Below are 12736 nucleotides of genomic sequence, written 5' to 3'. Positions count from 1 at the left end.
CGGGGGAATGCGCGGCGGACCGCGTGGGTTGCGCGCATACATGGCGGTCTCTGAGGTGTCTCGGTCCAGTGTCGGCCTGCGCAGCGAGCGTGGGCCGGTGCTGCTCGCGGTGATGCTGAGCATCGGACTGGTCGCGATCGACTCGACGATCCTCGCCACGGCCGTGCCGGCGGTGGTGGAGGACTTGGGCGGGTTCACCCAGTTCCCCTGGCTGTTCTCGGTCTACCTCCTCGCCCAGGCCGTCTCGGTCCCGGTCTACGCCAAGCTCGCCGACCAGTTCGGTCGCAAGCCGGTGATGCTGGTCGGCATCGGCCTGTTCCTCCTCGGGTCACTGCTGTGCGGACTCGCCTGGGGGATGGGCGCCCTGATCGCGTTCCGGGCCGTGCAGGGGCTGGGTGCCGGTGCGGTCCAGCCGGTCGGCATGACGATCGTCGGCGACATCTACTCCGTCGCCGAGCGCGCCAAGGTCCAGGGCTACCTCGCCAGCGTCTGGGCGATCTCCGCGGTCGTGGGCCCGACGCTCGGCGGCGTCTTCGCCGACTACCTGTCCTGGCGCTGGATCTTCTTCGTGAACCTCCCGCTCGGCATCGCGGCCGCCTGGATGCTCGGTCGCCACTTCTCCGAGGACGTGGCCCGCGAGCGGCACCGCATCGACGTCGCCGGATCGGCGTTGCTCGCCGGCGGCGGCATCCTGCTCCTGCTGGGCCTGCTCGAGGGCGGGATCCGTTGGTCCTGGTCGTCCGGCACCAGCGTCGCCCTGTTCGTCGTCGCCGGCGCCCTGCTGGTGGGCTTCGTGCTGGTCGAACGCCGGGCCGCGGAGCCCGTGCTGCCGCTGTGGGTCTTCCGCCGGCGGGTGCTCGTCTCGGCGATGCTCGCCTCGCTGGTCGTCGGGGTGCTGATGATGGGGCTCTCGACGTACGTCCCGCTCTATGCACAGACGGTCCTCGGTCATGGCGCGGTCATGGCGGGCTTCGCCCTCGCGGCGATGACGCTCGGCTGGCCGATCGCGGCGTCGAACGCGGGCCGCCTGTACCTCACGATCGGGTTCCGCCGCACGATGCTGATCGGCGGAGCCATCGGCCTGGGTGGCGCGTCCTTGCTGCTCACCATCGACCAGCACAGCTCGATCCTGCACCTGGCGGCGCCCTGCTTCGTGATGGGCATCGGCTTCGGACTGGTCGCCAGTCCGTCGGTGATCGCCGCTCAGTCCTCGGTCACCTGGCAGCACCGGGGCGTCGCCACCGGCACCACGATGTTCGCCCGCTCCGTCGGCAGCGCCGTGGGCGTGGCGGTCTTCGGCGCGATCGCCAACGGTGTGGTCGCCTCCCGGCTCGGCCGTGGGGTCCCCGACCTCGAGCACCTGACCCCGAGCGTGCTCCACCCCGCGGTCCACGCGGTGTTCCTCGCCTCGGCGATCACCGCGGTCTTCCTGATCGCGGTCTCGGCGGTGATGACGCACCGCGTCGTGGAGCCGGTTACCGACTAGTAGCCGTCGACGTAGGATGCCCGCCATGAAGCGGAGCATCTACGACGAGGACCACGAGGCGTTCCGCGCCTCCGTGCGCGAGTTCCTCGAGCGGTCGGTCATCCCCCACGTCGAGCAGCACGCCGCCGACAAGGCGATCCCACGGGACTTCTGGCTCGAGGCGGGCCGGCAGGGGTTCCTCGGCCTCGAGATCCCCGAGGAGCACGGCGGCGCCGAGGCTGGTGACTACCGCTTCAACGCGGTGCTGCTGGAGGAGCTGAACAAGGTCAACGCGGCGCTCGGCTCGTGCGTGGGCATCCACGCCGACATCACCGCGCCGTACCTCGTCGAGCTCGGCACCGAGGAGCAGAAGAAGCGCTGGCTGCCCGGTGTCGCCGCGGGCGAGATCCTGCTGGCGATCGGCATGACCGAGCCGTCGGGCGGCTCGGACCTCGCAGCGTTGAGGACCACGGCCGTCAAGGACGGCGACACGTGGGTCCTCAACGGGTCGAAGACGTTCATCACCAACGGCTACTCCGCCGACCTGGTGATCATCGCCGCACGTACGTCGCCGGAGAAGAAGGCCCGCGGCATCACGCTGTTCGCTGTGGACACCACCGCCGAGGGATTCAGCCGCGGCCGCAAGCTCGACAAGGTCGGCCAGGACGAGTCCGACACCGCCGAGCTGAACCTCTCGAACGTCCGCGTCACGGACGCCGAGATCGTCGGCGAGCTCGACGGCGGCTTCATCCACATGATGCAGAAGCTGCCCCAGGAGCGCCTCGGCTGCGCGATCTCCAACGTCGCCCACGCCAAGCAGATCCTGGTCGAGACGCTGCAGTACACCAAGGACCGCAAGGCGTTCGGCCAGGGCATCGGGTCCTTCCAGCACAACAAGTTCCTGCTCGCCGAGCTGTTCACCCAGATCGAGGTCACCGAGGCGTTCATCGACCAGTGCGTGGTCGCCCACGCCGCGGGCGAGCTGACCTCCATCGACGCGGCCAAGGCCAAGTGGTGGAGCTCGCAGGTGCAGAACGAGGTCCTCGACCACTGCGTCCAGCTCCACGGTGGCTACGGCTACATGAACGAGTACCGCGTCGCGCGGGCTTGGCGGGACGCTCGGGTGTCGAAGATCTGGGCCGGCTCCAACGAGATCATGAAGGAGCTGATCGGCCGCGACCTCGGTCTCTGATCGAGGTTCTCGTGGTCGTCGAGAGGAGCGCTGAATCCCAGTGAGCACAGGCAATCCTTGGTTGCGAGGCCCCGACGGGCGGCGTTGGATTCGTCCTGTGACGGTCAGCGAGATGCAGGTGCCCGTCGGGTCTCATCCCGACGAGCCGCACCCCCGCGGGTTCAACAACCGGCTCAACTGGCTGCGCGCGGCGGTCCTGGGGGCCAACGACGGCATCGTATCGACGGCCGGCATCGTGATCGGTGCCGCGGGCGCCACCGGTGACCGCAACGCGATCGTGATCGCCGGCGTCGCGGGTCTCGCCGCCGGGGCGATGAGCATGGGTGCAGGGGAGTACGTCTCCGTCAGCACCCAGCGCGACTCCGAGCTCGCCCTGCTGGACAAGGAGCGCCGCGAGCTGCGCGACGAGCCCGAGGCGGAGCTCGCCGAGCTCGCCGGGCTGTACGCCGCCAAGGGCCTCACCGAGGAGCTCGCCCTCGAGGTCGCGACCGCGCTCACCGAGCAGGACGCGCTCGCCGCCCATGCCGAGGTCGAGCTCGGCATCGACCCCGACGACATCACCAGCCCGGTGCACGCGGCCTGGGCGTCGATGTTGTCGTTCACCCTCGGCGCGATGCTCCCGCTGCTGACGATCCTCCTGGGCTCCGACCAGCTCCGGGTGTGGCTGACCGTCGGCGTCGTCGTGGTGGCTCTCGCGCTCACCGGCTGGGTCAGCGCGCGCCTGGGCTACAGCAGCCCCCGCCGGGCGCTGGTCCGCAACGTGACCGGTGGGCTGTTCGCCATGGCCGTCACCTACGGCATCGGCGCCGCGCTGGGCACCCAGATCGGCTGACCATGTTGACCCGCCCGAAACTTTCGGGCGGGTCAACGTAGTTTGGGCGGGTGCGGATGTTCGCGGCGTTGGTGCCACCCATGGAGGCCATCGAGCACCTCGACGCGTTCCTCGAGCCGCGGCGGCCGGCGGGGGAGTTCCGGTGGGCAGGGGTCGAGCAGCTCCATGTGACGCTGGCGTTCCTGGCGGAGGTGGAGGAGCGTCGCCTCGACGACCTGGTCGAGCGTCTCGAGCGGGCCGCGGCCAAGCCCACGCCGTTCGAGACAGCCATCGTCGGGGGTGGTGCCTTCCCCAACCCCGCGCGGGCGCGGGTGCTTTGGGCCGGGCTCGACCTCGACGAGGCCGGCCGCACCGAGCTCGACCGGCTCGCGACCGGCTGCCGGGCGGCGGCCAACCGCGCGGGGGTCACCGTCGACGGGCAGCGCTTCCGCCCGCACCTCACGCTGGCCAGGACCGGACACCCCGCGGAGGTGACCAGCTGGGTGCGGCTGCTGGACGGGTACGCCGGGCCTGCTTGGCGGGCCGCGCACGTCGAGCTGGTGGCGTCGTACCTCGGCGAGGGGCCCCGGGGGCGACCACGCTACGAGACGGTCGCCGAGGTACCGCTCGGCCGCTAACGACCGTCCGGGGCGGCGCCGAGCCGGCGCAGGGCGTCGAGCAGCGCGGCGTCGGGTCCCTCGCCGCCGGTGCGGAGCTCCTCGACCACGGCCGCGGGCAGCTCGTCGAGGCCGCGCACCTCCTCGTGCAGCCGCTCCATCGTGGCATCGAGCGCGTACGCCGTCTCCGCGGCGTCGTGGAGGCCCTCGAGCAGCTCGGCCGGCACGTCGCGGCGGTACTTGTAGTAGATCTTGTGCTCGAGGCTCGCCCAGAAGTCCATCGCGATCGTGCGGAACTGCACCTCGACGAGCACCGGGACCGGCCCCTCGGAGAGGAAGACCGGCACCTCGACGAGCGCGTGGAGGCTGCGGTAGCCGTTGGGCTTCGGGTGGGCGATGTAGTCGCGCACCTCGACGGTGGAGATGTCCTGCTGCTCGACGAGCATGTCGAAGACCCGGTACACGTCGGACACGAAGCTGCACACCACCCGGACCCCGGCGATGTCGGTGATCGTCGCGCGGATCTGGTCGAAGGAGAGCTGCTCGTCGAGCTCGAGTCCCTTGCGCCGGAGCTTCTCGACGAGGCTCTCGGGCGACTTCAGCCGGCACGACACGGACTCGATGGGGTTGTAGTCGTGCAAGTGGGTGAACTCGTCGCGCAGGATGTTGAGCTTCGTGACGATCTCGTCCATCCCGAAGCGGTGCTCGAGCATGAACCGGCGGAAGTCCTCGCCGGGCTGGCTCCTCGCCACCTCACTCACCCGTCCAGCGTACGGACGCGAGTTCGACGACGGCCTGTGACCCTGGTCGAGGGGGACCGGAGGTGGTCCAGGCGGCCGCGGTGTGACGAGGACGTCATCAGGATCGTGGCCTGGGAGCCTCGGTCCTGATGACGTCCCGGCCGGTCAGTCGTTGGAGTGGCATGACTGACGATGACGAGCGGTTCGGCCTGCCCGACGGGCACCGGTACGACGCCCCCGAGTCCGACGAGACCCGGGCCGGCAAGGAGTGGGCCTACGCCATCCTCGGCATCCTCGTGCTCGTGCTGCTGGTGCTGATCGCCACCGGCACGGTGCAGATCTTCCCGAGCTGAGCGGTGCGACCTGCAGGCGCGGAGGATGCCCGGTGAACCCGGGAGAATTCCGCGACGCCTCCGGGCAGCTCAGCCCACGATGCCGTAGAGCCGGTCTCCTGCGTCGCCGAGACCGGGAACGATGTAGCCCTTCTCGTTGAGCCGCTCGTCCATGGCGGCGGTCACGATCGTGACCGGGACGTCGAGGCCCTCGAGGCCGCGCTCCAAGCGGGCGCAGCCCTCGGGAGCGGCGAGCAGGCAGATCGCGGTGATGTGGTCGGCGCCGCGGTCGGTGAGGAAGCGGATCGCCGCCGCAAGCGTCCCACCGGTCGCGAGCATCGGGTCCAGGACGTAGCACTGGCGGCCGCGGAGGTCCTCCGGGAGGCGCTCGGCGTACGTCGAGGCTTCGAGCGTGTCCTCGTTGCGCACCATGCCGAGGAAGCCGACCTCGGCGGTCGGCAGCAGCCGCATCATCCCGTCGAGCATGCCCAGCCCGGCGCGCAGGATCGGCACGACCAACGGCTTGGGCGTCGCGAGCGAGACGCCGGTGGTCGGCGCGACCGGCGTCACGATGTCGTGCGGCGTCACGCGCACGTCGCGGGTGGCCTCGTAGGCCAGCAGCGTCACCAGCTCGTCGGCGAGCCGGCGGAACGTCGGCGAGTCGGTCTTCTCGTCGCGCAGGTGGGTGAGCTTGTGAGCGACGAGCGGGTGGTCGACGACATGCGTGCGCATGTGCCGAACCCTAGTGGACATGGGACGAAAGGGGGTTGGCCGCACCCCCGCCGTCTGACACTCTGGAAGACGACTGCTGGGCGCGACGGTGCGACCGGGACGGAGGTGGGGCATGGCCGACCAGACCGACGGGGTGGACTTCGCCCTCGCCGCCTACCGTGAGGAGGGCACCTGGACCGTGGCGGAGCTCGCGCACGACGTGATCGAGGAGATCGACACGCTGTCCGCCGCCCTGCGCCGCTTCCCCGGCGACGGTGGCGCTGTCGGGATGGTCGCGGTCGACGAGGACTTCTTCGTGATCGTCCGCGTCGCGGGCCCCACCACCCGGGTCCTGCTCTCCGACATCACCGCCGCCGACGAGTGGGAGCTCGCGAGCTCGGCCGTGGAGTTCCTCGGCCTGCCGATGCCCGAGGACGAGGACGACCAGGTCCCGGCCGGCGACCTCGACCTGCTCGGCGACCTCGGCATGCACGCGATGGACATGGGCGTGCTGCTCGACGACTTCGACCTCTACCCCGACGAGATGCTCTCCGACGTCGCGCGCCGCCTCGGGTTCGGCGATCTCTTCGACGACGCGGTCGGTCTCACCTCCGCGTGACCCCCGGGCGGTGGGAGGGCCCGATGCGGGCCGCTCTCGACGAGGCGCGCGCTGCTCTCGCGACGGGTGACGTCCCGATCGGTGCGGTCGTGCTCGACCCGGACGGTACGCCGGTCGCGCGTGGCCGCAACGTCCGCGAGGCCGAGCACGACCCGACCGGCCACGCCGAGGTCGTCGCCCTGCGCGCGGCTGCTCGGGCCGCGGGCGAGTGGCGGCTCGAGGGGCACACCCTGGTGGTGACGCTCGAGCCGTGCACGATGTGCGCCGGGGCCGCGGTGCTCAGTCGCGTCGAACGCGTGGTGTTCGGGGCCTTCGATCCCAAGGCCGGCGCGGTCGGCAGCCTGTGGGACGTGGTCCGCGACCGCCGGCTCAACCACCGGCCCGAGGTGATCAGCGGCGTGCTGTCCGAGGAGTCGGCGGAGCTGCTCGCGGACTTCTTCGCCGCCCAGCGCTGACCCGGGCAGCGACCGTCACCACACCGTCGGAGCATCTCCCCAAGCCGCAGCCACGCCAGACGCGGAGGTCTACGGCACGTCGCTCGGGTGGAGCGTCGACCACGACCAGACCGTGTCGCCGGAGCTGCGCTTCGTGCAGGTGACCCCACCGGGGTCGGCCTGCTCCATCTGCTTCGGCACCGGCCTGGAGATGATGCCGGAGGGCTCGTCGCAGTTCGTCCAGGTCGTGGTCGCCGACGCCGACGCGGCCCTTGCTGAGCTGCGTGGGCGTGGCGTCGACTGCGAGGGCGTCGACGAGCAGCCCTGGGGCAGGTTCGTCTACTTCCAGGACCCCGACGGCAACCGCTGGGCGTTGCAGCAGATCGTCCGGCCGGCCTGATCGCGCTCAGCGCCGGGACTCGTACCGGGCGAGGGTCACCCCGTCCGGGAAGGTCCTGGTCTCCACCAGGCGGAGGCTCACCCAGGAGTCCAGTGCGGTGAAGAACGGGGTGCCGCCGCCGACCAGCACCGGGTGGGTGACCACGGCGTACTCGTCGATCAGGCCCGCTCGTATCGCGGCGCCGGCCAGGGCAGCGCCGCCGATCTCCATCGGGGCGCCGTCCTCGGCCTTCAGGCGGGCGATCTCGGCGACGGCGTCACCGCCGACGAGGCGGGCGTTCCCGCTGACCTCGCTGAGGGTCGAGGAGAAGACGACCTTGGGGGTCCGCTGCCAGATCTGGGCGAACTCGACCTCGACCGGCGTGCTGTCCGGCTGCTGGTCGGCCGTCGGCCAATGTGCACTCATCAGCTCCCAGAGCTTGCGTCCGTACAGCGACATACCGAGCTCGCGCGCGCGGTCGTTGAACCACTGGTGCAGCTCGACGCTGGGCACACCCCAGCCGATGTCGTCGCCGGCCGCAGCGATGTAGCCGTCGAGGGTCACGCTCATCGCGTAGGTCAGCTTCCGCATCGCGTCAGCCTCTCAGTCAGGTCGCACTCTGCGTGCAGACCGCGCCGACGCCGCCAGCTCATCGGTCGTGACCTGAGCCCGTCGTCGGGATCCTGCCGCCGACTCCGCGACGCGTGCGGCGACGTCCGTGTCGGAGTGGGAGCGTGACCATGACCCTGGTCACAGGGCCTCAGGTCGGTCGTTGCGGGGTCGACGTAACCCACGAGAAGTAAAGAGATGGTGTTTCGGGCACCGGCCGATCGGACTATGGGAAGTGAGTACGACGTGGCGCTCGGAACGACGTGGCGGGACCTCGGCCTGCGCGTGAAGGTGATCGTCGGCGTCCTGGCGGTCGCCCTGGCCGGCATGCTCGCCGTCGCGGGCGTGGCGCTCGCTGGCATGGGCACGATGAACTCGGCCGCGGTGCGGGTCGACACCCAGGGAGCACAGGTCCTGGCCACGGTCGGGGACGCGCGGGCCGATGTCGTCTCCACGGAGATGGTGGTCCACGAGCTGATGGTCGCCATCGCCACCGACGACGACACGACCGGCATGGAGCAGGAGATCATCGGACACCTCGACGCCGCGCGGGAGGGGATCGAGCAGGTGCACGCTCCTCGGCTCGCCGCCGGTGCGCAGCGCTTCCTGGACGCGTGGGCGGCGTACGACGCCGCGATCCGCGGCACGGTCCTCCCGCTCCTGGAGAAGGGTGACGTGCCGGGTGCCGGGCAGGCGATGTTCGACGGCTCGGACGCCCACTTCGACGATGCGACCGCCGCCGTGCAGGACCTGACGGCCACCTCGGCCGCCATCGCGTCGAGCGAGCGGCAGAACGCCGACGACCAGTACCGGAGCACGAGGACGCGGCTCGTCCTGACTGCGCTCGCGTTCGCTGTCGTGGCCATCGGTGCGGCGCTCCTCATCGCCCGCGAGATCAGCCGGCCGATCAAGGAGTCGGTGCGGACGCTGAGCCTCGTGGCCCAGGGCGACCTGACGCAGCGAGTCGCGGTGACCTCGCGTGACGAGCTGGGGCGCCTCGGAGAGGCGCTCAACGGGACGGTCGAGGCCACAGCCGACAGCGTCCGCCAGGTGCGGCGGTCCTCCGATCTGCTGGCGGACGTCTCCCAGCGGCTCTCGGACCTCTCCGGCCGACTGAGTGAGTCGGCCGAGCGAACCCGCAGCGAGGCGGTCACCGTCGGTGCCGCGGCCCACCAGGTCTCAGCCAGTGCCGCCGAGGCGGCCCACGGTGCCGAGGAGGCGCGAGCCGCGGTCTCCGAGATCGCGGCCAGCGGTGGCGCCGCAGCGGCGTCCGCGTCCGACGCGGTGCACCGGGTCCGCGAGACCGCCGAGACCATGAGCTCCCTCGAGGACAGGTCGTCGGCCATCACCGCGATCGTCCAGGTCATCAACGCCGTCGCCGACCAGACCCACCTGCTCGCGCTGAACGCGACCATCGAGGCGGCCCGCGCCGGTCAGGCCGGCGCCGGCTTCGCGGTGGTCGCCGCGGAGGTCAAGGCCCTGGCGCAGCAGACCGGCGAGGCCACCCAGGACATCGCGACGAAGATCCAGGACATCCAGAGCGATGTCGGCAAGGCCGCCGAGGCGATCACGAGCATCGCCGAGGTCGTCGAGCAGGTGGATCAGATGTCCTCGACGATGAGCTCGGCGGTCGAGGAGCACTCGGCGACCTCCCTGCAGATGACGAGGTCGATGAGCGAGGCAGCGTCTGGATCCGAGCAGATCACCCGGACGGCCGGCCTGGTGGTCGACGAGGCGAGCGGCACGGCGGCAGCCGCCGGCACCGTACGCGAGGCGTCCGTGGAGCTGGACGGTGTGGCGAGCCGGCTGGCCGGCAGCATCAGCCACTTCCGCGTGGATGACCTGAAGGCCCCGGCCCCCGCCTGCGGTTGACCGCACGGGGTCCTCAGCGTTCAGACGGAGTCGGTGCCGCCCTCGCCGGCGTGCTCGGTGCCGGGCTCGCCCTCCTCGGCGGTCTCCGGCGGCCCCTCGGTCTGGGTCTCGTCCTCCTCGATCGTCTCCATGATCGCGGCGATCCGCTGCTGGTCAGCGGCCGAGGGGAACCCCCAGCCGGGCTCGTAGCCGTAGACCTCACCGAGCATCGTCCCGCTGCTGAGGTTGTCGATGATCTCGACGTCGTGCGGCCCGATCAGCCCCGGGTGCTCGACCCCGCAGGTCTCGGAGACCTTGAGCAGGTCGCGGCGCAGGGTCTTGACGTAGTTGGCGACGCGCTCGGCCTTCTCGACCGGGTCGAGGCCGTGGGCGAGCCACGGATGCTGGGTCGCGACGCCGGTGGGGCACTCGCCGGTGTGGCACTTCTGCGCCTGCACGCACCCGACGGCCAGCATCGCCTCGCGGCCGACGTTGACCATGTCCGCGCCGAGGGCGAAGGCGACCACGGCGTTGTCGGGCAGGCCGAGCTTGCCCGAGCCGATGAACACCACGTCCTCGTGCAGGCCTCGGCGGGCGAACTCGGCGTACACCCGTGAGAAGCCCAGCCGGAACGGCAGCGACACCGCGTCGGTGAAGATCAGCGGCGATGCCCCGGTGCCGCCCTCGCCGCCGTCGATCGTCACGAAGTCGACGCCGCGCTCGCCCGAGGCCATCGCCTCGGTGAGCTCGACCCAGAAGCTCAGGTCGCCGACCGCCGACTTGATGCCGACGGGCAGGCCGGTCTCGGCCGCGAGCATCTCGACGAAGTCCAGCAGCGAGTCGACGTCGCCGAACTCCGCGTGGCGTGACGGGCTGAGGCAGTCGACCCCGGCCTGGACGCCGCGGGTCTCGGCGATCTCCTCGGACACCTTCGGCCCGGGCAGTACGCCGCCGAGCCCGGGCTTGGCGCCCTGGCTGAGCTTGATCTCGAGCGCCCGGATCGGGGCCTGCGCGATGAGGTCCTTGAGCCGCGGCAGGCTGAACCGGCCGTCGTCGTCGCGGCAGCCGAAGTACGCCGTACCGATCTGGAAGATCAGGTCGGCCCCGTGGTGGTGGTACTTCGAGACCGCACCCTCGCCGGTGTTGTGGAGGCAGCCCGCCTCGGCGGCGCCGCGGTTCATCGCCTCGACCGCGTTGCCGGACAGGGCGCCGAAGCTCATCCCGGAGATGTTCACCACCGATCCCGGGCGGAACGCGTGGCGGCGTCCGCGTGCGCCGCCGAGCACCTTGGCCGCCGGCAGCTGCGCCTCCTGCCCGACGGAGCCGTGGGTCGGGTAGGACCGCCCGAACGTGCGGTGGTGGACGATCATGTTGCCCGAGGTGTGCTCGAGGTCGTTGTCGGTGCCGAAGCCGAAGTAGTTGTTCTGCAGCTTGGCCGAGGCGTAGACCCAGCGCCGCTGGTCGCGACTGAACGGTCGCTCCTCGTCGTTGCTGGCGACGATGTACTGGCGCAGCTCCGGGCCGATCGCCTCGAGCCAGTAGCGCGCGTGCCCGATCACCGGGAAGTTGCGCAGGATCGCGTGCCGCTTCTGCAGCAGGTCGTGGGCCGCGACCGCCCCGAGCGCGGCCGCGGGGAGCGCGGCGAGCGTTGCTTTCCTCATCGCGAGGACGTACCCACCTGGGGCGAGTCGAAGCAGGACGGACCGGTCCGTGGTGGACTGGGGTGCGTGAAGCGTCAGCTCCCGCGACGGCACGACCTGGCTCCGTTGCTGCGGTTCCGTACGCCGGTGGTCTCGCCCAAGCAGCGGCGGCTCAGGGACGCGCTGACGATCGAGGACCTGCGGCGGGCGGCGAGGCGGCGGACGCCGCGAGCCGCCTTCGACTACACCGACGGGGGCGCCGACGCCGAGATCTCGCTGGCCCGCGCGCGGCAGGCGTTCGGCGACGTGCAGTTCAACCCCGGGGTGCTGCGCGACGTCTCGACGGTCGACACCTCTCGCGAGGTGCTGGGCCACCGGGCGGCGCTGCCGTTCGGGATCGCCCCCACCGGCTTCACTCGGATGATGCACGCCGAGGGTGAGCTGGCTGGGGCGACCGCCGCCGCGGCGGCCGAGATCCCGTTCGCCCTGTCGACCATGGGCACCACCTCGATCGAGGACGTCGCCGCAGCCGCTCCCGCCGGCCGGAACTGGTTCCAGCTCTACATGTGGAAGGACCGCGACCGGTCGATGGCGCTGGTCGAGCGGGCCGCCCGAGCGGGGTTCGACACGCTGCTCGTCACGGTCGACGTGCCGGTCGCCGGCGCCCGGCTGCGCGACGTACGCAACGGGATGACGATCCCACCCACGTTGAGTCCGCGCACGGTCCTGAACGCGATCCCCAGGCCTGGCTGGTGGTTCGACTTCCTCACCACCGAACCTCTGGCATTCGCCTCGCTGGACTCGTGGTCGGGCACGGTGGCCGACCTGCTCGACACGATGTTCGACCCGACCGTGACTTTCGCCGACCTTGCCTGGATCAAGGAGCAGTGGCCGGGCAAGGTGGTCGTCAAGGGCATCCAGTCCGTCGAGGACGCGCGCCGGGTCGCCGGTCTCGGGGTCGATGCCGTCCTGCTGTCCAACCACGGCGGGCGCCAGCTCGACCGGGCCCCGGTCCCGTTCCACCTGCTCCCCGAGGTGGTGGCTGCGGTCGGACGGGACGTCGAGGTCCATCTCGACACCGGGATCATGTCGGGCCAGGACGTCGTCGCGGCGATCGCCCACGGTGCCCGGTTCACCATGGTGGGCCGCGCCTACCTCTACGGCCTGATGGCGGGTGGGCGCGACGGGGTCGATCGCACCATCGAGATCCTGCGCGGACAGGTCGAACGGACCATGCGGCTGCTCGGCGTCAGCTCGCTCGACGAGCTCGAGCCCGGCCACGTGACGCAGCTGGAACGCCTGGTCCCGCGACGCCGCTGAGCCCGGCCCTGTGATG

14 protein-coding genes are annotated in these 12736 nt (G+C 71.1%); 10 read left to right on the top strand and 4 right to left on the bottom strand.

Annotation, left to right across the window (positions count from 1 at the left end; all coding sequences use genetic code 11):
• Positions 1-40 precede the first annotated feature (40 nt).
• The 4 genes from AC3ANS_RS22185 (at position 41) to thpR (ending at position 4106) form a co-directional block, all read left to right on the top strand.
• A complete protein-coding gene (locus AC3ANS_RS22185; RefSeq protein WP_488293736.1) occupies positions 41-1486 on the top strand; it encodes an MDR family MFS transporter in 1446 nt (481 codons plus the stop codon).
• Positions 1487-1511: 25 nt separating this feature from the next.
• A complete protein-coding gene (locus AC3ANS_RS22180) occupies positions 1512-2657 on the top strand; it encodes an acyl-CoA dehydrogenase family protein (protein ID WP_488293735.1) in 1146 nt (381 codons plus the stop codon).
• 112 nt (positions 2658-2769) lie between these two features.
• Positions 2770-3489, top strand: a complete 720-nt coding sequence (locus AC3ANS_RS22175) for a VIT1/CCC1 transporter family protein (protein WP_488296548.1) — start codon at positions 2770-2772, stop codon at positions 3487-3489.
• A gap of 56 nt (positions 3490-3545) precedes the next feature.
• Positions 3546-4106: an RNA 2',3'-cyclic phosphodiesterase gene (gene thpR, locus AC3ANS_RS22170; protein WP_488296547.1), complete on the top strand. Its 561-nt coding sequence runs from the start codon at positions 3546-3548 to the stop codon at positions 4104-4106.
• Here thpR and AC3ANS_RS22165 read toward each other — a convergent pair.
• Complete coding sequence (locus tag AC3ANS_RS22165) at positions 4103-4846, bottom strand: GTP pyrophosphokinase (protein ID WP_488293734.1); 744 nt, start codon at positions 4844-4846, stop codon at positions 4103-4105. The genes thpR and AC3ANS_RS22165 overlap by 4 nt on opposite strands.
• Positions 4847-5007: 161 nt before the next feature.
• On the opposite strand from AC3ANS_RS22165, the gene AC3ANS_RS22160 reads away from it, so the two are divergent.
• A complete protein-coding gene (locus AC3ANS_RS22160; protein ID WP_488293733.1) occupies positions 5008-5178 on the top strand; it encodes a hypothetical protein in 171 nt (56 codons plus the stop codon).
• 69 nt (positions 5179-5247) lie between these two features.
• Here AC3ANS_RS22160 and upp read toward each other — a convergent pair whose 3' ends face one another.
• Positions 5248-5889, bottom strand: a complete 642-nt coding sequence (gene upp, locus AC3ANS_RS22155) for a uracil phosphoribosyltransferase (protein WP_488293732.1) — start codon at positions 5887-5889, stop codon at positions 5248-5250.
• A gap of 112 nt (positions 5890-6001) precedes the next feature.
• Here upp and AC3ANS_RS22150 point away from each other — a divergent pair, with 112 nt between their 5' ends.
• The 3 genes from AC3ANS_RS22150 (at position 6002) to AC3ANS_RS22140 (ending at position 7321) form a co-directional block, all read left to right on the top strand.
• The gene (locus tag AC3ANS_RS22150; protein ID WP_488293731.1) at positions 6002-6487 is read left to right on the top strand and encodes a tRNA adenosine deaminase-associated protein; all 486 of its coding nucleotides are present in this window, start codon (positions 6002-6004) and stop codon (positions 6485-6487) included.
• 23 nt (positions 6488-6510) lie between these two features.
• Positions 6511-6942 (top strand): nucleoside deaminase, encoded by a 432-nt coding sequence (locus AC3ANS_RS22145; protein ID WP_488293730.1) that lies wholly within the window; start codon positions 6511-6513, stop codon positions 6940-6942.
• A 112-nt stretch (positions 6943-7054) separates the two neighbouring features.
• Positions 7055-7321 (top strand): VOC family protein, encoded by a 267-nt coding sequence (locus tag AC3ANS_RS22140; RefSeq protein WP_488293729.1) that lies wholly within the window; start codon positions 7055-7057, stop codon positions 7319-7321.
• A 6-nt stretch (positions 7322-7327) separates the two neighbouring features.
• Here AC3ANS_RS22140 and AC3ANS_RS22135 read toward each other — a convergent pair whose 3' ends face one another.
• Positions 7328-7891 (bottom strand): dihydrofolate reductase family protein, encoded by a 564-nt coding sequence (locus tag AC3ANS_RS22135; RefSeq protein WP_488293728.1) that lies wholly within the window; start codon positions 7889-7891, stop codon positions 7328-7330.
• Between the two features lie 246 nt (positions 7892-8137).
• On the opposite strand from AC3ANS_RS22135, the gene AC3ANS_RS22130 reads away from it, so the two are divergent.
• The gene (locus AC3ANS_RS22130; RefSeq protein ID WP_488293727.1) at positions 8138-9781 is read left to right on the top strand and encodes a methyl-accepting chemotaxis protein; all 1644 of its coding nucleotides are present in this window, start codon (positions 8138-8140) and stop codon (positions 9779-9781) included.
• A gap of 20 nt (positions 9782-9801) precedes the next feature.
• Here AC3ANS_RS22130 and AC3ANS_RS22125 read toward each other — a convergent pair whose 3' ends face one another.
• A complete protein-coding gene (locus AC3ANS_RS22125; protein ID WP_488293726.1) occupies positions 9802-11421 on the bottom strand; it encodes an FMN-binding glutamate synthase family protein in 1620 nt (539 codons plus the stop codon).
• A gap of 66 nt (positions 11422-11487) precedes the next feature.
• On the opposite strand from AC3ANS_RS22125, the gene AC3ANS_RS22120 reads away from it, so the two are divergent.
• Positions 11488-12720: an alpha-hydroxy acid oxidase gene (locus AC3ANS_RS22120; protein WP_488293725.1), complete on the top strand. Its 1233-nt coding sequence runs from the start codon at positions 11488-11490 to the stop codon at positions 12718-12720.
• Positions 12721-12736 lie beyond the last annotated feature (16 nt).

This window comes from Nocardia sp. 149-1B, assembly GCF_057747975.1.
Note: the sequence above shows the minus strand (reverse complement) of the source record. Positions and strands in the feature narration are given on the sequence as shown.

What these genes read in the sequence shown, in the direction of transcription:
- AC3ANS_RS22185 (WP_488293736.1), top strand. Translation starts at nt 41, where the DNA reads ATGGCGGTCTCTGAGGTGTCTCGGTCCAGTGTCGGCCTGCGCAGCGAG.
- AC3ANS_RS22180 (WP_488293735.1), top strand. Translation starts at nt 1,512, where the DNA reads ATGAAGCGGAGCATCTACGACGAGGACCACGAGGCGTTCCGCGCCTCC.
- AC3ANS_RS22175 (WP_488296548.1), top strand. Translation starts at nt 2,770, where the DNA reads ATGCAGGTGCCCGTCGGGTCTCATCCCGACGAGCCGCACCCCCGCGGG.
- thpR (WP_488296547.1), top strand. Translation starts at nt 3,546, where the DNA reads ATGTTCGCGGCGTTGGTGCCACCCATGGAGGCCATCGAGCACCTCGAC.
- AC3ANS_RS22160 (WP_488293733.1), top strand. Translation starts at nt 5,008, where the DNA reads ATGACTGACGATGACGAGCGGTTCGGCCTGCCCGACGGGCACCGGTAC.
- upp (WP_488293732.1), bottom strand. Translation starts at nt 5,889, where the DNA reads ATGCGCACGCATGTCGTCGACCACCCGCTCGTCGCTCACAAGCTCACC.
- AC3ANS_RS22150 (WP_488293731.1), top strand. Translation starts at nt 6,002, where the DNA reads ATGGCCGACCAGACCGACGGGGTGGACTTCGCCCTCGCCGCCTACCGT.
- AC3ANS_RS22145 (WP_488293730.1), top strand. Translation starts at nt 6,511, where the DNA reads ATGCGGGCCGCTCTCGACGAGGCGCGCGCTGCTCTCGCGACGGGTGAC.
- AC3ANS_RS22135 (WP_488293728.1), bottom strand. Translation starts at nt 7,891, where the DNA reads ATGCGGAAGCTGACCTACGCGATGAGCGTGACCCTCGACGGCTACATC.
- AC3ANS_RS22130 (WP_488293727.1), top strand. Translation starts at nt 8,138, where the DNA reads ATGGGAAGTGAGTACGACGTGGCGCTCGGAACGACGTGGCGGGACCTC.
- AC3ANS_RS22125 (WP_488293726.1), bottom strand. Translation starts at nt 11,421, where the DNA reads ATGAGGAAAGCAACGCTCGCCGCGCTCCCCGCGGCCGCGCTCGGGGCG.